The sequence below is a fragment of the Sutcliffiella horikoshii genome, assembly GCF_021991925.1.
Classification (GTDB): domain Bacteria; phylum Bacillota; class Bacilli; order Bacillales; family Bacillaceae_I; genus Sutcliffiella_A; species Sutcliffiella_A horikoshii_F.
Genome location: NZ_RXZI01000002.1, coordinates 103,626 through 123,926, shown reverse-complemented (window position 1 = coordinate 123,926; position 20,301 = coordinate 103,626). Strand labels below are relative to the sequence as shown.

Genomic DNA, 20,301 nt, shown 5'->3' with positions numbered 1-20,301 from the left:
CATTTAACTGTTGATCTTCGTTTCAGGCGCTTCGTTGCGAATTCTCAACTTTCCTGACTTCCCTGCTTTTTTCCAAAGTGGAAGATACCTAGCAACAACCACCCGATCATGACTACAGTTGCTAGAATGAGAGCTGGGATTGGTCCAAACGCGACAATGAAGGGAATGGATGCAGCTGTCGCTATGCCGCCCCCGACGATAAGGTCAAGTAACAGCTGTTTATAGCTGAATCCTTCCTTGGCAGGACTCTCTTCCTCTGGATCCACTAAATCAATCAGTAATACTCCAGCAGCACTCATTCCCATTGCTTGTCCGAGATCTCCAATTCCTCTTTCAAACCAGTAATTTGGCATGATTCGAGGAGCGATAAAAATAAAAGCCAGAACATTCCAGCCGATTGCCGTCAAGGACATTAGTAAGAACGGCAACCAATATTCCCCAATCACTGTGAGGGAAAGGGTTGCGATAGCAGAGGTGATTAAGAGGTCAAGGGCAAATCCTTGAATTCTGTTAATGATGCCAACATCCAGTATGCTACGCTTCACAAATTTGGTCATTAAGAGTTGAACAAGGATGGCCCCCACCATTGCGAGGGGGAATAATGGCAAATGGGTGAACAATTCGATTTGATCCACCCACAGTGCTTCCTCGAGAAGAATTAATCCCTCCAATATGAGAAACCCTATCCCAATAGCAACACCAATGTAAGCAAAATGTACGGTGAACGTCTCAATAAATTCAGAACGTGTCGTTTTATTGCCTACCGGTGCTTCCTCTTGATCCTCTTTTGCAATAATCCCGACCAACTGTTCATCCGAAATATCGTTGGGGCTTGAAAGTATTTCGGTCTTCCCCTTGCGCGCACCCCAATTAATAAGTGCCATCCCTAACAGTACCCCAGTCAGTACACCGACTGTAGCTAAGCCAACCGCCAGATCCTTTCCTTCCTCAAAGCCTACACTCGAAAAGGTCCCTGATAGACCAGCAGCAGTCCCGTGACCACCTACAAAACTTATCTCAAGCAGCGCACCAGCAGCAGGATTTAAATCAAATAGGGGGGCGAGGACCAATATAGCCAACGTGATCCCAACCACGTATTGTCCCCATGAAATAAAGTGGGCAAAAGTAATTTGGGGTCCTGATATTTTCCAGATTTTCTTAATGTGAGGAAGTGATTTACCAAGAAAAAAAGATGCAAAAACGACACTGATCAACAATCCGGGAAGCTCTCCCCATACCTTTTGCATATTCTCCGGAAAAAGCCCTCCAGTATCAAACAGTTCCATTCCCAGCTTGCCAAGTATTTCAGGGCCTAAAAGGAGTCCAATAAGACCTGCTAAAATGGAACTTGGGACAAAAAACTTTTGCAAAAATGGGAGCGATACACGTAGCCACTTTCCGGCAATCAAAAGGGCTCCTAAAATTATGAAGCTGAAACCTATTAATTCAGGAGACATGTTCAATCGGACATCCCTCCTTCTATACTCTATTTTTCATATAAAATAGTACCCTATTAACCAGAAGGATAATCATAGAAAAAGTGAGTCGCCATTGCGGACTTATGCAACCACAAAGCTACCGCATGTATTGTCCTTGGTGTAAAGGAGGGAGATAGTTGCCACATAAAAAAGAACCGGAGTTTCCCCCCGGTTCCTTTAAAAACTATTATATAGACATGTCTCCAACAGAGAATGAGCATCTTAATACTTCTGAGAGCTTATGTAGGGTGGAAACTTGCACGTCCATTGTACCTGCCTCGATTGCTGCGATGGTGTCTGCAGGCAAGCCTGATAGTGCGGCAAGATGGTCGATCTCTATCTCTTGTCTTGTTCTTGCATTCTTAAGTTGATTTCCAATATGGTTCACCTTAATCCCCCTCCAGTAATTTTTATGCAAACGCTTACAATATATTATATAAAAATATTTAGAATTTTTCAACATCAAAAACATCTGTTATATACCGCTGCTGTTTTCCGCACTAGGCTTCGTTTTCCTAAGGGCGCTTAGGAGTCTTCGCTCCTATCGCTCCAATTAACAGCTAGGTTGCCTGAAAAGTCAACCGTATACTTTATCAGAGGCTAATTACTAAAAACAACAGGATGCCATGGAGGTCATCCTGTTGGCATCCTGTTATCCATTTAAGCTTAGTATCCAGTGCCTTTACCGCCGGTTACGATGGCGATCCCGGAGCTTGCGCCGATTCTTGTTGCGCCTGCTTGAACCAGTTTTCTTGCCGTATCCAGGTCACGTACACATGCTGACGCTTTGACGCCCATGTCAGGGCCGACTGCTTCACGCATGAGTTTGATGTCTTCAGCTGTGGCACAGCCTGGTCCGAAGCCTGTGGAAGTCTTCACGAAATCTGCTCCGGCCATTTTTGCCAGAATACAAGCTTTCTTCTTTTCTTCTGTTTCCAAAAGACCTGTTTCGATGATGACCTTGACTGGGGCATGTCCTTTTGCCGCAAGCACGACCGCTTCGATGTCCTTTTTGACCGTTTCAAAGTCCCCGGATTTAAGGGCACCGATGTTTATGACCATATCTATCTCCGTTGCACCACTTGCAATCGCGTCACGTGTCTCGGAAACTTTTACAAAACTGTTGGTTGCACCAAGAGGGAAGCCGACTACGGTCGTAATTCCTACATTGGAACCTTTTAGTTCTTTGGCAGCTGTGGGTACCCAGTAAGGATTCACACATACTGTGGCAAAGTTGTATTCTTTCGCTTCTTCACATAGTTTGACGACTTGCTCTTTCGTGCTTTCGGGCTTTAGTAAAGTATGGTCGATCATCCTTGCGATTGAAGGTCCTGTGATCAGGTTGGATGATACATTCGCATAGCTGTTGCCGGTTGAAGCAGTTGAAGTTGAAGCTACAGGTTTTCCTTCTGCCAGCTGTTGTTTATTTGTCAGTTGTTCCATGATTTGATTCGTAATTTGTTCCACCAATGCTTCCATTTGCATTGTGTTCACCTCGCATTAATGTAATCGGTCGACAATTCCGGCAATGACGGCATCAAAAGAGCCTTTGGGATCTTCTAATATGTCTCTTGCCGCTCCACCTTCTTCGAGTATCAGTACATAGTCGCCGGGACCAGCGTGAAAGCGGTCGAAAGCAATCATGGCATCTCCACATTCCTTGCCGCTCGCGTCCACCGGGATGACGACCATGAGCTTTTTGTTTTGATGGCTTGGTGTTTTAATCGTCGAAACGACATTTCCAACGACTTTTGCTAGTTTCATAGAGTGGTAGGAAGAATTTTTTCGATATCGGAGTGTGGTCTTGGAATCACATGTACAGATAGAAATTCGCCTACACGTTGCGCTGCATCCGCTCCCGCTTCCGTAGCTGCCTTTACAGCTCCTACATCACCGCGTACCAATACAGTGATTAATCCGCCGCCAACTTGAACTTTTCCAACTAAAGAAACATTTGCAGCCTTCATCATGGCATCTGCTGCTTCGATTGCACCTACTAAACCTTTTGTTTCAATCATTCCTAGTGCGTTGCTCATTTATATTTCCTCCATTCGTTTTACGTTGTAATAGTCAATGATTCCTAGTATCCCGGCATCCGATGGGACGAGGTCTTTGTTCAATGGCAGAGAGGATTCCCTGCTTTTAGCAAGATAAACAAGGTCCCCTTCTCCCGATTGACCGATTGTGTCAATAGCAACAAGTGGTTTGCCTTTATCCTGCAACTGATCATCTACTGGTTGGACGATTAAAAGCTTCAACCCTCTCAGGTTTTCGTCTTTATGGGTACAGATCATATTTCCAATCACTTTTGCTACAAACATGCTCTAAACCTGCTTTCAGCGTTTAATAAAACGACTTTCGACTTCCATAACTTTTGTGACACGACGATCGTGGCGGCCACCTGCAAATTCGGTTTCCAGCCATTTTTTCACCAATTGCTTGGCAAGGCCTTCTCCGATGAACTGGCCACCGATGGATAAGACGTTGGCGTTATTGTGTTCACGGCTATTGATGACGGACGATAGGTCCCAACAGACAGCTCCACGTACGCCTGGAATCTTATTCAATACCATTCCGCTACCCACGCCAACTCCATCAATCATGATGCCAACGTAATCAGGGTTGGTCGCGACGCATTCCCCAACGAAGAACGCTATATCCGGGTAGTCCACTGATTCTTTAGCTTTACAGCCGAAATCGAGGTATTCGTAGCCAAGCTCCGTCAAATAGCCTTTTATTGCTTCTTTTAGCTCGTATCCACCATGGTCGCTACCGATTGCAACTTTTTTCATTTTCTACGCTCCTTTGGCAAATACAGCGATTATTTTCTGGAAAGAATCTACCTTCAAGCTCGCACCACCGACAAGGACTCCATCAATGTCGGTCATAGAAGCGAACTCTTGCGCATTATTTTCATTTACAGATCCACCATATAAAATGCTGACCTTCTCGGCGTTGTGTTCATCCAGATAATCAAGAACGGACCGGATATATGCATGGATGCGCTGTGCTTCTTCCGCTGTAGCGGATTCCCCAGTTCCGATTGCCCATACTGGCTCATACGCAAATACTACCTGGGGAACATCGATTCCGTCCATGGCGCCGAGTATCTGTTTGGTCAACACCTTTTCTGTCTGGTTCTGTTGCTTTTGTTCCAATGTTTCCCCAATGCAGATGATAGGGGTCAGACCCCTTTTTAAAGCCTGTTTTGCTTTTAGGTTCACGATTGCGTCATCTTCATGAGCATATTGCCTTCTTTCGGAATGTCCGATGATGCAATGGGAGCAGCCGATGTCTTTTAACAGGCTTGCTGCCGTTTCCCCTGTGTAGGCGCCTTTGTCTTCCTGATGAACATTTTGGGCACCTATATGAATCTTTTTATTTTGTCCTTGTACGTAAAGCTTTGCAGGGTACAGAAGTGGAGCAGGTGGGCAAACCACCACTTCCACTCCGTTTCCTTCTTTAAGCTGTTGTAAAAACTCCAGCGTATCCTGGATGTTTTTGTTCATTTTCCAATTGGCGATGATGTATTGCTTCCTGTCAGTGCTAGGTGGCAAGTTGTTCAATGAACTCGCGGATTGCTCTACTGCCTCTTGGACAAGTTGTTTGATATAGGCTTTTATGGATTGATCCATCCTGCTCTACCTATCTCCTATTTCGCTGCCGGTAATATTCCGTTTACTTCGGAGTTTGGACGTGGAATGACATGTACCGATACAAGGTTCCCCACTCGTCCTGCTGCATCCGCTCCTGCTTCTGTTGCCGCTTTTACAGCTCCTACGTCACCGCGTACCATAACTGTCACAAGTCCGCCACCTACGAATTCTTTTCCTACAAGTGTTACATTTGCTGCCTTTACCATTGCGTCTGCTGCTTCAATTGCCCCTATAAGACCTTTTGTTTCAATCATTCCTAATGCTTCTTGACTCATTTGAATTCCTCCTAATGGTTGTTTAGTAGTTTTGGATTTTGTTTGCTTTTTCTTATTTTTAGGTGGTTCCACAGGCTGTCCTTCCTGAGGTAGTTCATTCCGTTCTGCCATTGTTCATCCCCCCTAAACAATTCTGAAGCCGTCTACCAGCACGCAGCGTCTTTGGCGCGTGAAGGTTTTGGCTGAAGTCAACCCTTCCCCCGTCGGACCTGCAATGGTGAGGGTGGTAAACCCTTCACTTTGGTAGCCGAGACCTGCAACAGATGGACCGTTTTTCACAAAGATGGTTGCTTGAATTTCTTTTGCCATCTTTGTCAGGTTGGTGACATTCTGAGAATGCATGATGGCAGTGTGTCGGTTGCCTTTTTCTGCTTTCACAGCAAGGCTGATCGCTTTATCCACATCTGACACCCTGACAATTGGCAGGATCGGCATGAGCATTTCTGTGTGTACCAAAGGGTGTTCTTCCTTCGTTTCGGCAATGATGAGCCTTACATTGGCGTCAGCCCTGATGCCTGCCACTTCAAGCAGGACGGAAGCGTTCTTTCCAATAAAATCACGGTTTGGATAGTACTTCTCTCCTTTTTTGACCAGCACTTTTTCAAGGAGCTTGTCCAACTGGTAACCTTTCAGTTCGATGGCACCGTTTTTGGTCATCTCACTTTTTAAGGAGTTTGCTACTTTTTCAACTACAAACACTTCTTTTTCCGCTGTACAGAGGACATTGTTATCAAAGCTTGCGCCTGTTACGATGTCTTTTGCAGCTTTGGAAAGGATAGCTGTTTCATCAACGACCACCGGTGGGTTCCCGGGGCCTGCGGCGATTACTTTCTTCCCAGCACTCATTGCCGCCTGTACCACGATGCCACCGCCAGTTACGACCAACGCCTTTACTTTCGGATGCTTCATCACTTCGTTGGATGTCTCGATATTGGGACTCGCAACGGAAGTGAGGGTATTTGCAGGTCCTCCTGCAGCCACAATCGCTGCATTCAAAAGCTGCATCGTTTTAATAGATACTAGTTTGGCGCTTGGATGTGGGTTGAAAACAACCGCGTTCCCTGCTGCCACTAGAGAGATAGAGTTGTTGATGATGGTTGCTGCAGGGTTCGTGGATGGGGTGATGGCACCGTACACGCCAACCGGTGAATACTCGACTAGGGTCAGACCCCCATCCCCGGAATAGGTGGTAGAAACAATGTCTTCCACTCCAGGAGTTTTATCAGCGGCCAAGAGGTTCTTCGCCACTTTATCCTCCACCCGTCCAAGCCCTGTCTCTTTTACTGCAAGTTCTGCCAGTTCTTTTGCGTGCTCCCGGCTCACTTCCCGCATTTTTTCAATCATGTTCTTTCGTGTTTCAAGTGGGGTCGCTCTCAGCTTGTCCCATGCTTCTGTTGCAGCATCTGCCGCTTCATCAACGGTTGTGAACACCCCATTTCCCAGTGGAACTTCGCTGGGTGCCTGTTCTGGACCAGGTGAGGGCTGTTTGCTTTCATCCCCAAGCTGGGCAAGGACTTGCGCAACCATTTCCTTTATGTCGCTTTCCTTGATTTGCACGTTTAATTACCTCCTTTTGAAAAGGTCAGGGATCCATTTAGTTCAATCTGATCTACAATTCCTACTATGGCCGCATCGACGGGTACCCCGTTCGTAATTTCTGTCTGTCTCGCAGAGCTTCCGCTTACGATTAAAACGACTTCCCCTACGCCAGACCCGACTGTGTCAATGGCAACAAGGGGCTTGCCATTTTCTTCGATTGTTTTCATATCAAGCGGTGTGACGATCAGCAGTTTTTTGCCTTTGAGTTTTTCCGCTTTGGTGGTTGCGACGATGGAGCCTGTTACTTTTGCAATGATCATGAGTACGTTGCCTCCTTTCTAGGAGCCTCGTGTAACATTTAGTTTAACCGTTCCTTTTCGCTGCAGGCACTGGCTTTCCGCGGGGAGGTTCGGGAACCTCTCCGGCTTTGCCGAGGCCACCGAAAAAGTAATGAACACTAATGATTTGGTTAGCATCGCTGTTGATTTCCGCAAACGGCTTCGCTTATCCAGAGGGCGACCTTGAGCCTCCTCAGGCTACGCCCTGCGGGGTCTCAAGATTGTCGCTATCCCCCCGCAGAAGTCGAGTGCCTTCCGCTCCAATCCACTATTCCCGTCAGCCTTATGTTTCTTTTTGGATTTGAATCTTCAGTTCTCTGGCCATGTCTTTGGCGACTGGTGTGATTTTGCTATTCTTCGGGACCTTGATGGCTTTTACATTTTCTCTGGATGCACGCTCCATGTGCTTTGCCAGGACAAGTGGCTGTTTTTCCTGATATAGCTTGTGTTGTTCTTTTGCTATGCGTACAAGCTGATTCAGTGGTACCCATTTCACTTGGTCCTTTTGGGTGGTGCGCATGTAAGTTTGCAGTTTTTCTTGGACAGAATGCGGAGCGAGGATTTGTTGATACACTCCGAGCTCCACTTCATTGTTGGCGATTACGACCGGCTTGCCTAATAGCTGGAATTGAATGGCTGTCTTGGCTGCACGATCATCATCCAGCATCAGTGCAAGCTTGGCTACTAGCTGGAAGGATGCAACCGGTAGAATTAGTAGGTCCGTGGATGTCCAGAGTGCCTCCAGCTCCTGGTAGACTGCGCCTTCCAACGGGAGCACCTCCCCTTCTCCTTCAAGCAGCTCCTCCCATTCCTTTGAAGCTGCTATCCTCACCTGAAATGACGACTTCATTTCCGTAACCGCTTTCAAAATACTGTTAGGATCAGTAGATTGGTAGCTTAATAGGACGGTTATGGATGGCTTCTTTTTGACGCTTTTGGTAAGGGTGTCTTTGGCTTGTTCGGACATGTACGCTTCGACAGCCTTCTTGACAAGCTCTCTAACCGTTTCCTTTACATCCACAGCCACAACCTCCCTCCTTTTCTGGAGAACACTTTATTGCGGTAATTTCACCGAGCTGGCCATTTTTAATATTGGCTGCATTGGCCTCATCTAGATCGATGTGCATCTCCAATTTGTATATAGGTGAGACTCGGATAAGAACGTTGGAGTAGGTGACACCACGTGGACCATCTACTTTTATGTCCACCATGTCTCCGTCCTTCACGCCAAATCTACCTCCATCATCTGGGTGCATATGGATATGACGGGAGGCGCAAATCAAGCACTCTTCCACTTTTATTTGTCCTCTTGGCCCCATGATCGTGATGGATTCCGAGCCTGCTAGATCTCCCGATTGGCGGACCGGAGGAGTCACCCCCAAGGTGTAACCATCAAACAAGGAGACTTCCACTTGGGTTTTCCCTCTTGCCGGTCCGAGAACCCGCACATTTGGGATTCTTCCTTTTGGCCCAATCAGTGTGACCGTTTCTTTTGCGGCAAACTGATTGGGTTGCGAGAGCTCCTTCAGCTTTTTCAGCTCGTAGCCCCTCCCGAAAAGGCGTTCCACGTGTTCGGGAGACAGATGGATATGTCGGTTGGATACGGCAATCGGGACTTGTTTCGTAGAAATCTTCAAGGTGTTCTGAACCACCTCTTGGACCAGTGCCTTAATGGTCGCTCGATCCATTGTTCTTCCCCCCCATTTCCAACAAAGCTTTTGCTGTATATTGATCGGTTATCAGGACATTGGCATAATTACCGTTAAGTGCCCCTAAGATCCCTTCCACTTTCTTGTTACCGCCTGCCACAAGAATGCTGTAGTCTTTTTCCGCCAATTGGGAAAGTTCGATACCGATGGTGCGGTCATTTAGGGATTGATTACTGATATGACCATTGATGTCGATGAAGCGCGAGCAGATATCTGCCACTGTTTCATTCTTTATCAACGTTTCCACATCTGTGTCTAAAAAGTAACCCGCCCGCATAAGTGTCGACTGCTCCCCAGCTTCTCCTACCGTGTAGATAGCGATGTTGGCTTTTCGCCCGAGCTCCAGCACCTTATTTATGTGTCTGTCTGCGACAATCGCCTGCTTTACAACAGGATGATCGACCACTGCCGGGACAGGCAGGAAATGTGGTGTGGTATGGAATGCCGTTGCGAGTCCATTGATGATATCAGAAGCGTGGGTGTTAAGTTCCGAGTAACTCACACCGCCATTCAATTGGACAACTTCCACATCATGAACGCTTTTAGGGTTAAGCTGCTGGGACAATTGATAAAGTGTCGTCCCCCAAGTAATGCCGATTGTGTCGCCATTTTTCACAATGCCGTACAAGTATTCGGCCGCTGCCTCCCCGATTCTGCCTTTGATATGGTTATCTTCATAGGCCGGAACGGATGTGACCACGCAATCTTTCAGTCCGAAGGTTTCTTGAAGTCTAGCTGCCAGCCCGTTTACATCTTCTGTCGGATCACAAATTTTGATATGTACAACGCCATCCTGTTTTGCCTGATCAAGCAGGCGTGATACGGTAGGACGGGATACACCAAGCTTTTTGGCGATTTCCTGTTGGCTGTAATTGAATAGATAATACATTTTAGCCACTTCTACTAAACGGGCTATTTTTTCATTCGACATGTTCGTTTCACCCGATTTCAAATTATGTTCATGGAAAGAGTACGAAAGTGCTTAGAAACATGATGACTTTTGTAGAAATTTAGGTTCTTTCGGTAGTCGTAAGCGTTTTTATAAACTTTTGTAAATTTACTGATGAACATATGTTAACTTCATTATAAACCTAGTAAAAATTCTGTCAATATATTTTATTCTTAATAATCAGATATGTAAGCGCATAAATTCCCTTACAAAAAAACACGCCCTCAAATAGAGAGCGTGCCACAAAACTAAAACCAACCTCTTATCGTTTCCCAGAATCAAACGGTTCACCAACAGCTTTTGGTGCCTGGGAGGATTTCGAGAAAATGATCAATGCGATCAATGTGACCACATAAGGGAATACCTTCAAGAAAACTGGCGGAATGACAGCCAATGAAGGAACCACCTGTGATACGTTTGCAACCGTAGTGGCAAAGCCAAAGAATAGCGTTGCTGCAAGGATACCCAGCGGCTTCCATTGCCCGAAGATCAAGGATGCAAGTGCTAAGAAACCAAGGCCTGCAACCGTACCGTTGAACTCCCCACCTGTTGTGACGATGAATACCGCTCCACCAAGTCCAGAGAAAGCACCGGAGATCATAACGCCGATATAACGCATTTTATATACGCTGATTCCTGCTGCTTCAGCTGCATGAGGATGCTCTCCGCAAGAACGCAAGCGCAATCCAAATGGCGTTTTGTAGAGTAAAAACGCACTAAAGAGCAAAATAGCCAGAACCAACCAAGTAGTGGCATAGGTTCGTGTGAAAAGTAAACTGCCAATCACAGGGATATCTGATAAAAACGGAACATTGAATGGCTTTAACGTACTGATTTGGATGTTTCCACTTCCTGTAATGTTACGTGCCAAGAAGACTGTGATAGCAGCGGCAATCATATTGATGGCTGTACCACTGATAATCTGATTGGCGTGAAGATTGATACTTGCAAAGGCGTGGAGGAGGGAGAACAATAATCCCATCAAGGTTGCCAGGGCAAGACCGATCCAGATTGCTTTTTGCTGACCAGGCATCATTGCCTGCATCTTCAGAATGACAAGGGCACCTGTGAAAGCACCGATGACCATCAATCCTTCTAAACCGATGTTAACAACACCACTTCGTTCACTGAATAAAGCTCCCAGCGCTGTGATCAAAAGAGGGATAGTAAAGATAATTGCATACGGAGCTATCTGTTGAATCGTTGTCCACATATCTTATACCTCCTCCTTCTTCTCAGTCTCGGTCGTGTTACGGACTATTGCTGGTTGTTTTTTATTTTTCTTTTTATTGATGAAGTAACGGATCATTCTATCTATCAGGATGCTTGTCGCAGCGAAGTAGATAATGATCGCAATGATGGAATCCGCAATTTCCGGTGGAATGTCTGTCATCGCATTCATGAATCCACGGCCGGAATATAGAAGACCGAAGAAGATTGCCGCAAGTAACACGCCGATTCCAGTGTTCGCCCCAAGAAGTGCTACAGCAATTCCATCAAATCCTTGAGTCGGCAAAATTCCGATCTGGATGCTTGTCGCATTTCCTGCATAAAATGCCACCCCACCGAGTCCTGCAAGTCCACCTGCAATGACCATGGAAGTGATGATGCTGCGGTTTACCGCAATCCCTGCATATTCTGCCGAGTCACGGTTGAACCCTACCGCTTTCAACTCGTATCCAAGTGTTGTTTTATTGATGATAAAAGAGAAAATGATGACGGTGATGGCCGCAATGAATAATCCTAAGTTGATGTACGAACCATCAAACATGTCTGTTAAAATAGGTGTGCGCAAAGACGCAGATTCTGGTAGCTTTTTAGATTCCGTTTCCAAAAACTCACCCTTAAAGTAAGCCGGTACCGCATAATAAACCGTCCAGTAAGCAATCCAGTTCATCATGATGGTGGATACTACTTCATGAACATTGAATTTGGCCTTCAATAAGCCAGGGATGAATGCCCATAGAGCTCCTCCGATGAAACCTGCCAACACCATACACACCAACAATAGCGGTCTCGACATATCAAATGTCAAGCCAACTGCAACCGCACAAAAACCTCCGAAAAGCATTTGTCCGGCAGCTCCGATATTAAACAAGCCTGTACGGAATGCAAAAGCTACCGATAAACCTGTAAAAATAAGTGGAGTTGCTGTAGCTAGCGTATTCCCTATTCTAGACAGGTTTTTCAAACCGCCTTCGAATAAGTATTTATATCCTTCCACAGGATTGTTACCTGTGACTGCCATCAATATCGCACCTGCAATCAGACCGAAAAGGACAGCAAGTAACGAGATTATGCCATTTCTCATTCTTCTTCCCCCTTCATCACGCCAGCCATCATCAGACCAAGTTCGTTTTCGTTTGTTTCTTTTGCATTCACGATTCCGACTAATTGGCCATTATTCACAACGGCAATGCGATCTGAAACATTTATTACTTCATCCAATTCCAAGGATACAAGCAGAACAGCTTTTCCTTTGTCCCTTTGTTCCACAAGCCTTTTATGAATGTACTCGATCGACCCAACATCCAAACCTCGAGTTGGCTGAACAGCAATCAATAGCGTTGGATCAAGCTCAATCTCCCGTCCAATAACCGCTTTTTGCTGATTTCCGCCTGATAGAGAACGGGCAATCGATTTCCCACCTTCTCCTGAACGAACATCAAAGCTTTTGATGATAGTATCTGCATGCTTTTTAATGGCGGAAAAGTTTAACACGCCACGTTTGGAATACGGCTCTTTATGATATAGCTCTAACACCATATTTTCTTCAATCGTGTAATCAAGCACAAGTCCATGCTTATGGCGGTCTTCCGGGATATGAGCGATTCCGCTGGCGATTCGTGAGCGAACCGGCATTTTTGTTATATCTTTTCCTTCAAATAGAATCGATCCGGAGTCTGCTTGCTTCAGGCCTGTGATGCTTTCCACAATTTCAGACTGACCGTTCCCATCTACTCCTGCAATTCCAAGGATTTCCCCTTTTTTCAGTTCCAAGGACATGTTCTTAAGGGCGATTACATCTTTGCCCTTTCTCACAGACACATTATCCATTTTTAGAACGACTTCACCTGGTGTTGCTTCTTTTTTGCTGACTTTGAAGTTTACTTCGCGTCCTACCATCATTTCAGCCATTTGTTCTTTACTTGTTTCTGCTACATTAACAGTGCCAATTGTCTTTCCTCTTCTGATAACGGTACAACGATCTGCCATCGCTTTGATCTCTTTCAGCTTATGGGTGATGATGATGATCGATTTGCCTTCTGCAATCAGGTTTTTCAGGATCTTCCCAAGTTCTATGATCTCCTGAGGAGTAAGAACTGCAGTAGGTTCGTCCAAAATCAACACGTCTGCTTGACGATACAGCATCTTCAAAATTTCCACACGCTGTTGCATCCCAACGGAAATGTCTTCAATCTTGGCATGAGGATCTACGTTCAGTCCATACTTTTTGGACAGGTCCTCAATTCTCTTGCTGGCAGTCTTCTTATCTAGTACATACATGTTATGCAACTCAGAGCCTAGCATAATATTTTCTGTTACCGTGAAGTTACTGACCAGTTTGAAATGCTGATGCACCATCCCGATTCCAAGTTTCGTCGCGACGTTTGGATTGGCAATTTTCGTTTCCTTGCCATTGATTTTTATCGATCCTCTATCCGGTTGGTACATTCCGAACAGTATCGCCATCAGCGTTGATTTCCCGGCACCATTCTCCCCAAGGAGGGCGTGAATTTCTCCTTGCTTCAGACGAAGTGTAATATCATCATTGGCAACTATTCCAGTAAACTCTTTCCGGATATTGAGCATCTCCACTACATAGTCCATAGAGCGATTCTCCCTTTTTTGTTTTTTTATCCCAAGAGGACAGACAACTAACCTCTTTCATTGGCATTAAAAAAGGCGGGTCCCCCCGCCTTTTTCTTTATTCATCTGCCAGGCATTTAATATTATTTGATCAAATCGCCTTGCTCAGAAGAAACTTTTACTTCACCGGATTTAATCAATTCAAAGATCTCTTTCACTTTAGAAGTTGTTTCATCGCTTAGGTTTGGATTTTCTTCAGGAAGTCCAATCCCATCGTTTGTTGCATCAAATGTAAGAGTTTCTCCACCTGGGAACTCTCCATCGATTTCCGCTTTGATCATGTCAGCAGCTGCTGTGTCGATTTTCTTCATTGCAGAAGTTAAGATAACAGAATCGCCATTGTCCATCTTTCCTTCTTCGTATTGGTCAACGTCTACTCCAACCATCCATACATCATCTCCGCCTTCAACACGAGTTTTTGCTTCGTTGATTGCCCCAACGCCAACTCCACCCGCTGCTGCGAAAATAACATTTACTCCACGATCGAACATTGCCGCAGCAATTTGCTGACCAGCAGCTACTGCGTCAAACGTACCTTGGTATATTACGTTTTCTGCTTTAATGCTTACATTTGTATCTAAGTTTTCATTTGCATACGCGATACCTTGTTGGAAGCCCCAGTTGAACTTTTGAACTGGAGGAATTTCCATACCACCGATGAATCCAGCTTCGCCTTCTTTTAATTCTAATGCAGTTGCAACACCAGCTAGGAATCCAGCCTCATGCTCAGCAAAGAAAATAGAAACCGTGTTTTCGCCTACTACAGGATTGAAATCCCCATTGTGTGGAGCTCCATCGATTAGAACGAATTTAGCATCTTCAAATTGGCTTTGTGCTTGGAATACAGCGGTTTCAAATTTGAAACCAGGAGTAACGATAAATTTGAAATCAGCGTCATACAGGTTAGTGATCTCTTGCATATAGTTTGCTTCTGTTGTACCTGCAGGTTTTAAGTATTTCTCTTTAATTCCGAAATCTTCTTTCGCTTGAAGAATTCCCTTCCAAGTACCTTCGTTGAAAGATTTGTCATCAATCGTACCAGCGTCCGTAACCATTCCTACTAACATACCAGAACCGCTTTTATCACCTGATGCAGATTCAGAGCCACCAGTATTGTCGGAACCGCAACCTACCAAAAAGATCATCGTTGTCATAACAGTGATGATCGTTGCAATTAAACCCTTTTTCATGCTTGAACTCCCCCAAAATTAAAATTGATAGTAAATTGAAAACCTTTACTAACATTACTATATTCTTAAATTTATTATATTTCAATATATGATTTTACAAATATAATCATAATTCCATGAATAAAAGGACCTAATTCAAGAACTTGTCGAAAAATTGCAGATAAATACTAGCTTTCTACTACCTTCACTGGTAGAAATTACATAGAGGGGTCTCATAGAGGGGTCTGACCCGCTCCCCGTTAAAGCACTAAAGCGCTACCACCCCCCTCCACCTTCCTACTCGTTTCCCCCTATTTGTAAGCGGTCCTTTGTTTATTGTATGATAGGGTACATATATAGAAATTTTTCTCTCCTCTTCCTATATAAGAGTGAGTTCATTTTTCATATAAGGACGTGTAATAGTATGAGAATCAATAAATTTATCAGTGATTCCGGTGTCGCCTCAAGGCGCGGAGCCGACAAACTGATTGAAGAAGGTAGAGTTAAAATTAACGGTAAGGTCGCCAAGATCGGTGGACAAGTTAACCCAGGGGACGAGGTATTGGTCAATGGACAGCTAATCAGAATTGCAAGAGACAATGTTTATATTGCCTTGAATAAACCGATTGGCATCACCTCAACGACTGAAAAACATGTGAAGGGTAATATCATTGACCTTGTGAACCATCCGCTTCGCCTTTCCCATATTGGACGCTTGGACAAGGAATCGGAAGGTTTGATTCTACTGACCAACGATGGGGATATCATCAATGAGATCTTGCGCCCTGAAAACAAGCATGAGAAAGAATATATGGTGTCTGTCGATAAACCAATCACCCCGGACTTTGTGAAGCAGATGTCCGAAGGTGTCAAAATACTTGGAACCAAAACCCTTCCATGCGAAGTGGAGCAACTCTCAAAGTTTGATTTTAAAATCATCCTGACGCAAGGGTTGAACCGTCAGATCCGCCGCATGTGTGCAGAGCTCGGATATGAGGTGCTCCGCCTTCAGCGGACCCGGATCATGAATATCGAGCTTGGTAACTTGCCGATGGGTCAATGGCGTGACCTTAGCAAAAAGGAAAAACGCCAGCTATTTGCAGAGTTGAATTATGAACCGAAAGAATGGTAAAAAAACGCCTGTCCCCGTTGTCCATAAATTGGCTAGGGGGGACGGGCGTTTTTTTATATTGTATTTTGAAACCATTCCTGTATAATTGTTCCGAATCACGAATTAATATACTGGAAAATACATGTTTGTTCTGTTAATTACGGATGTTGGTTGATGCGTCGGGCTTCGCTTTCCACGGGACGCTGCTCGAGCCTCCTCGAGCCCCGCCTGCCGGGTTTCCACCTAACGCTACTTCGCGCCGGAATCTTCGCCTATTGCTCGCTCCAACAACCAGCTAGATGATACTTTACAGAAATCAATTAATAGAAGCTTATATATAGGGAGGTTGCTATGACTAACGCAATTATTCAGTTTAAAGATGTTCGCAAGCAGTTCGACAACGATCCTGCTGTGCTTAATGATGTTAGTTTTGAAATTGAACGGGGAAAATTCTATACCTTACTTGGACCTTCCGGTTGCGGGAAGACTACCATCCTTAGATTGATTGCCGGATTTACGGAAGCGTCTGCAGGGGACATTTATTTTAACGGCAAAAAGATGAACGATGTACCGGCCAACAAACGTCAGGTAAATACCGTTTTTCAGGACTACGCTCTTTTCCCTCATCTGAATGTGTTTGAAAATGTGGTATTTGGGCTGAAGATTAAAAAGATGAAAAAAGCGGATATTGAAAAAAAGGTGACCGAAGCGCTTAGCTTTGTTAATCTCGAAGGCTTCGAAACTCGCGAAATCAGGGAGATGTCCGGTGGTCAGCGCCAGCGTGTAGCGATTGCTCGTGCCATCGTAAATGAACCAGAAGTGATTCTACTAGACGAACCTCTATCCGCATTGGACCTGAAACTCCGTACAGAGATGCAGTACGAATTAAGAGAACTTCAGCAACGCCTTGGCATCACTTTCATTTTTGTCACCCATGACCAGGAGGAAGCATTGGCCATGTCAGATGAGATCTTCGTCTTGAATGAAGGGAAAATCATTCAAAGCGGGACCCCGACAGATATTTATGACGAGCCGATTAACCGATTTGTCGCCGACTTTATTGGAGAATCCAATATCGTTGAAGGCCGGATGATCAAGGATTACCTTGTGGAATTTGCCTGCAAACAATTTGAGTGTGTGGACAAGGGGCTTAAACACGACGAAAAGGTGGACATTGTCATCCGACCTGAGGATTTGGCCATCACCACGCCAGCAGAAGGCAAGCTGCAGGTACGGGTGGACTCGCAGCTGTTCAGAGGTGTTCATTATGAGATAAGCAGCTATGACCAAGAAGGCAATGAGTGGCTTGTTCACTCTACCAAGAAAGCGACCGTTGGGGATCAGATTGGTTTATTCTTTGACCCCGAAGCTATCCACGTCATGCGCCTTGGGGAATCGGAAGAAGATTTTGATAGACGACTAGAAGGCTATTCCCTTGCAAGCGGAGAGAGCCATGGAAAATAGACTGACGAAAAACCTTTATTTTATCCCTTATGCACTTTGGATCGCGCTGTTTGTTATAGCGCCGATCCTACTTGTCCTCTATTATTCTTTTTTTAACATCGAGGGCAATCTATCACTTGAAAACTATCAAAAATTCTTTACACCTGTTTATCTAAAAATGACGTTGAGTTCGTTTTGGTATGCGTTTTTGATCACAGCCATCACCCTACTGATCGCCTATCCGACGGCATTATTGTTAACACGAACCCGTCATAAGTACTTATGGCTTTTGTTGCTCATTGTTCCTTCCTGGATCAATCTGCTCCTGAAAGCATATGCCTTCCTGGGTATCTTCGGTACGTACGGAATCGCCAACAGCTTTTTAGAAGTAATCGGGATCGGATCCACGCAAATTTTGTTCACAGACTTTAGCTTTGTGTTCGTTTCGGTCTATATTTTTATTCCGTTTATGATCTTACCTATTTTTAACGCATTGAATGAGTTGAATCCGACATTGATCGATGCGGCCAATGACCTTGGTGCCTCCCGTTTCACGACGTTTTGGAGGGTCACCTTACCTCTTACGATGGACGGAGTAAAGGTCGGATGTCAGATTGTCTTTATTCCAGCTCTATCCCTTTTTATGCTTACAAGATTGATAGCCGGAAACCGGGTCATCACACTTGGAACGGCAATTGAACAGCATTTCCTTGTCACTCAAGACTGGGGGATGGGTTCGACCATTGCCGTATTTTTGATTATCATCATGTTCCTATTCATGAAAATGACAAGCAGCAGAAAGCGAGGAATTTAACATGGGTAATAGAAAAACATCTCCGTTATCGACGTTATTTCTCGTCTTGATTTTCGCGATTCTGTATTTACCTATTTTCTTCCTCGTGTTTTACTCGTTTAACAGCGGGGGATCGATGTATGACTTTGAAAGCTTTACATTGGAGTGGTATCGGGAGCTGTTCGCGGATACGCGACTGCTGATTATCGTTTTGAACACGCTACTTATCGCCCTGCTTTCGGCGTTGATTTCAACCATTATTGGGGTGATGGGTGCCATCGCTATCTATTCGTTTAAAAATAGAAGGACAAAGAGTACCTTATTATCCTTAAACAATGTTTTGATTGTGAGCCCTGATGTCATTATCGGTGCTTCCTTCCTGATATTGTTCACGATGGCTGGGATCAAGCTTGGGATGTATTCGGTTCTTCTTTCCCATATTGCCTTTTGTGTACCGATTGTCGTATTGATGGTATTGCCAAAGCTCTTGGAAATGAGCCCAACATTGATCGACGCGGCACATGATCTTGGAGCAAGCCGTTGGGATGTGATGAGAAAGGTCGTCCTGCCATACATCACACCAGGAATATTTGCTGGTTTCTTTATGGCACTGACCTATTCCCTTGACGATTTCGCCGTCACATTCTTTGTGACAGGAAACGGATTTACGACACTTTCTGTAGAAATTTATTCGCTTGCGCGCCGTGGAATCGCCTTAAACATCAATGCACTTTCCACCCTGTTGTTCTTGTTCACAATCGTGCTGGTGATTGTGTATTACTTCATCACCGTAAGAAATAAGCCCACTGGAATGGGGGTTAGACGATGAAAAAACTAGTCCAGTTCTTTCTTGCTGTTGTGGTCGTCTCGACTGTACTTTGGTACACGATCACCGAGTTGAACTCCTCTCAAGGGTACTCAGGCGGTAACACCCTGACCATCTATAACTGGGGTGACTATATCAACATGGATGTGGTCAGGCAGTTTGAAGATGAGACCGGTGTAAAGGTCATTTACGAGACTTTTGACTCCAACGAAGCGATGAAAACGAAAATAGAACAAGGCGGAACCACCTATGATATCGCGGTTCCATCTGAATATATGATTGATAAAATGATTCAGGAGGACTTGCTCCTCCCGTTGGATCACTCGAAGCTCCCCAACCTCGGGAACATCGATGAGCGGTTCATGAATCTTCCTTTTGATCCGGAAAATAAATATTCTGTGCCTTACTTCTGGGGGACGGTCGGGATTGTCTACAATCCTTCCATGCTTGGAGGAAAAGAGATTACAAGCTGGAACGACCTTTGGGATGAGGATCTTAGAAATGAAATCCTCCTGATCGATGGTGCCCGCGAAGTGATGGGGATGGGCCTTAACAGTTTAGGCTATTCCTTAAACGATACAAACAAAGAGCACCTGCTTGAAGCAAAAAGAAAGCTCGATACGCTCACCCCCAACCTCAAAGCCATTGTGGGGGACGAGAGCAGGATGCTGATTGAGAATGAAGAAGCTGCGATCGGACTTGTCTGGTCCGGGGTTGCGGCGGAATTGATGTGGGAGAACGAGGATCTTGAATATGTCGTACCGATTGAAGGATCTAACCTTTGGTTTGATAATATGGTCATCCCGAAAACAGCTAAGAATGTGGAAGCGGCCCACCAGTTCATCAACTTTATCCTTGATGCGGAGGTTGCAGCGGAAAACACCGATTATGTGAGCTATTCAACGCCAAACAAAGCGGCATTGCCGTTGCTTGATGAGGAGCTGACAGGTGACGAGCGCTTCTATCCTCCGCCAGAATTGACGGAAAAGCTTGAGGTATACGAGAACCTCGGAAAACGGAACTTAGCTTATTACAATGAACTGTTCTTAGAGTTCAAGATGCACAGTAAATAGGTTTGAAGGTGCCAGTCCTCCATGCAAGGAGGACTGGCACCTTCTTTTTTTCCATTTTTTCCGCTACAATAA

At 45.0% G+C, this 20,301-nt stretch carries 23 protein-coding genes; 5 read left to right on the top strand and 18 right to left on the bottom strand.

The window, feature by feature from the left end; genetic code table 11:
• Positions 1–44 precede the first annotated feature (44 nt).
• From EKQ44_RS06055 to EKQ44_RS05970, 18 genes are all read right to left on the bottom strand, one after another.
• Positions 45–1,457, bottom strand: coding sequence for a sodium/glutamate symporter (locus EKQ44_RS06055; RefSeq protein WP_237663305.1), 1,413 nt, complete (start codon positions 1,455–1,457; stop codon positions 45–47).
• A gap of 208 nt (positions 1,458–1,665) precedes the next feature.
• Positions 1,666–1,866 carry a helix-turn-helix domain-containing protein gene (locus EKQ44_RS06050; RefSeq protein ID WP_237662674.1) on the bottom strand — a complete coding sequence of 67 codons (201 nt, stop codon included), beginning with the start codon at positions 1,864–1,866 and terminating at the stop codon, positions 1,666–1,668.
• Positions 1,867–2,144: 278 nt separating this feature from the next.
• Complete coding sequence (deoC, locus tag EKQ44_RS06045; RefSeq protein WP_237663304.1) at positions 2,145–2,792, bottom strand: deoxyribose-phosphate aldolase; 648 nt, start codon at positions 2,790–2,792, stop codon at positions 2,145–2,147.
• A 186-nt stretch (positions 2,793–2,978) separates the two neighbouring features.
• A complete protein-coding gene (locus EKQ44_RS06040) occupies positions 2,979–3,242 on the bottom strand; it encodes a EutN/CcmL family microcompartment protein (protein ID WP_237662673.1) in 264 nt (87 codons plus the stop codon).
• Positions 3,239–3,514, bottom strand: a complete 276-nt coding sequence (locus EKQ44_RS06035) for a BMC domain-containing protein (protein WP_064099689.1) — start codon at positions 3,512–3,514, stop codon at positions 3,239–3,241. Before EKQ44_RS06035 ends, EKQ44_RS06040 begins: the two co-directional genes overlap by 4 nt.
• Positions 3,515–3,799, bottom strand: coding sequence for a EutN/CcmL family microcompartment protein (locus EKQ44_RS06030; RefSeq protein ID WP_064099690.1), 285 nt, complete (start codon positions 3,797–3,799; stop codon positions 3,515–3,517).
• Between the two features lie 15 nt (positions 3,800–3,814).
• Positions 3,815–4,270 (bottom strand): RpiB/LacA/LacB family sugar-phosphate isomerase, encoded by a 456-nt coding sequence (locus EKQ44_RS06025; protein WP_237662672.1) that lies wholly within the window; start codon positions 4,268–4,270, stop codon positions 3,815–3,817.
• A 3-nt stretch (positions 4,271–4,273) separates the two neighbouring features.
• Positions 4,274–5,113: a triose-phosphate isomerase gene (tpiA, locus tag EKQ44_RS06020; RefSeq protein WP_237662671.1), complete on the bottom strand. Its 840-nt coding sequence runs from the start codon at positions 5,111–5,113 to the stop codon at positions 4,274–4,276.
• Between the two features lie 17 nt (positions 5,114–5,130).
• Complete coding sequence (locus EKQ44_RS06015) at positions 5,131–5,409, bottom strand: BMC domain-containing protein (RefSeq protein ID WP_064099827.1); 279 nt, start codon at positions 5,407–5,409, stop codon at positions 5,131–5,133.
• 123 nt (positions 5,410–5,532) lie between these two features.
• On the bottom strand, positions 5,533–6,966 hold the full coding sequence (locus tag EKQ44_RS06010) for an aldehyde dehydrogenase family protein (protein ID WP_237662670.1): 1,434 nt from the start codon (positions 6,964–6,966) through the stop codon (positions 5,533–5,535).
• Between the two features lie 2 nt (positions 6,967–6,968).
• On the bottom strand, positions 6,969–7,268 hold the full coding sequence (locus tag EKQ44_RS06005) for a EutN/CcmL family microcompartment protein (RefSeq protein WP_237662669.1): 300 nt from the start codon (positions 7,266–7,268) through the stop codon (positions 6,969–6,971).
• Positions 7,269–7,569: 301 nt separating this feature from the next.
• On the bottom strand, positions 7,570–8,313 hold the full coding sequence (locus tag EKQ44_RS06000) for a hypothetical protein (RefSeq protein WP_237662668.1): 744 nt from the start codon (positions 8,311–8,313) through the stop codon (positions 7,570–7,572).
• Complete coding sequence (locus tag EKQ44_RS05995; protein WP_237662667.1) at positions 8,285–8,974, bottom strand: phosphate propanoyltransferase; 690 nt, start codon at positions 8,972–8,974, stop codon at positions 8,285–8,287. The genes EKQ44_RS06000 and EKQ44_RS05995 overlap by 29 nt, the downstream gene beginning before the upstream one ends.
• Complete coding sequence (locus tag EKQ44_RS05990) at positions 8,955–9,926, bottom strand: sugar-binding transcriptional regulator (RefSeq protein ID WP_237662666.1); 972 nt, start codon at positions 9,924–9,926, stop codon at positions 8,955–8,957. The genes EKQ44_RS05995 and EKQ44_RS05990 overlap by 20 nt, the downstream gene beginning before the upstream one ends.
• Positions 9,927–10,206: 280 nt before the next feature.
• Positions 10,207–11,157 (bottom strand): ABC transporter permease, encoded by a 951-nt coding sequence (locus EKQ44_RS05985; protein WP_237662665.1) that lies wholly within the window; start codon positions 11,155–11,157, stop codon positions 10,207–10,209.
• Positions 11,158–11,160: 3 nt separating this feature from the next.
• Positions 11,161–12,255, bottom strand: coding sequence for an ABC transporter permease (locus EKQ44_RS05980; protein WP_237662664.1), 1,095 nt, complete (start codon positions 12,253–12,255; stop codon positions 11,161–11,163).
• Positions 12,252–13,775, bottom strand: coding sequence for an ABC transporter ATP-binding protein (locus EKQ44_RS05975; protein ID WP_237662663.1), 1,524 nt, complete (start codon positions 13,773–13,775; stop codon positions 12,252–12,254). Before EKQ44_RS05975 ends, EKQ44_RS05980 begins: the two co-directional genes overlap by 4 nt.
• A gap of 122 nt (positions 13,776–13,897) precedes the next feature.
• Positions 13,898–15,004, bottom strand: coding sequence for a BMP family lipoprotein (locus EKQ44_RS05970; RefSeq protein ID WP_237662662.1), 1,107 nt, complete (start codon positions 15,002–15,004; stop codon positions 13,898–13,900).
• A gap of 403 nt (positions 15,005–15,407) precedes the next feature.
• Here EKQ44_RS05970 and rluF point away from each other — a divergent pair, with 403 nt between their 5' ends.
• From rluF to EKQ44_RS05945, 5 genes are all read left to right on the top strand, one after another.
• Complete coding sequence (rluF, locus tag EKQ44_RS05965) at positions 15,408–16,115, top strand: 23S rRNA pseudouridine(2604) synthase RluF (protein ID WP_237662661.1); 708 nt, start codon at positions 15,408–15,410, stop codon at positions 16,113–16,115.
• A 330-nt stretch (positions 16,116–16,445) separates the two neighbouring features.
• Positions 16,446–17,558, top strand: a complete 1,113-nt coding sequence (locus EKQ44_RS05960) for an ABC transporter ATP-binding protein (RefSeq protein WP_237662660.1) — start codon at positions 16,446–16,448, stop codon at positions 17,556–17,558.
• Positions 17,548–18,351, top strand: coding sequence for an ABC transporter permease (locus tag EKQ44_RS05955; protein ID WP_237662659.1), 804 nt, complete (start codon positions 17,548–17,550; stop codon positions 18,349–18,351). Before EKQ44_RS05960 ends, EKQ44_RS05955 begins: the two co-directional genes overlap by 11 nt.
• A 1-nt stretch (position 18,352) precedes the next feature.
• On the top strand, positions 18,353–19,159 hold the full coding sequence (locus EKQ44_RS05950; protein ID WP_237662658.1) for an ABC transporter permease: 807 nt from the start codon (positions 18,353–18,355) through the stop codon (positions 19,157–19,159).
• A complete protein-coding gene (locus EKQ44_RS05945) occupies positions 19,156–20,229 on the top strand; it encodes an ABC transporter substrate-binding protein (RefSeq protein WP_237662657.1) in 1,074 nt (357 codons plus the stop codon). The genes EKQ44_RS05950 and EKQ44_RS05945 overlap by 4 nt, the downstream gene beginning before the upstream one ends.
• The last annotated feature ends 72 nt before the right edge of the window (positions 20,230–20,301 follow it).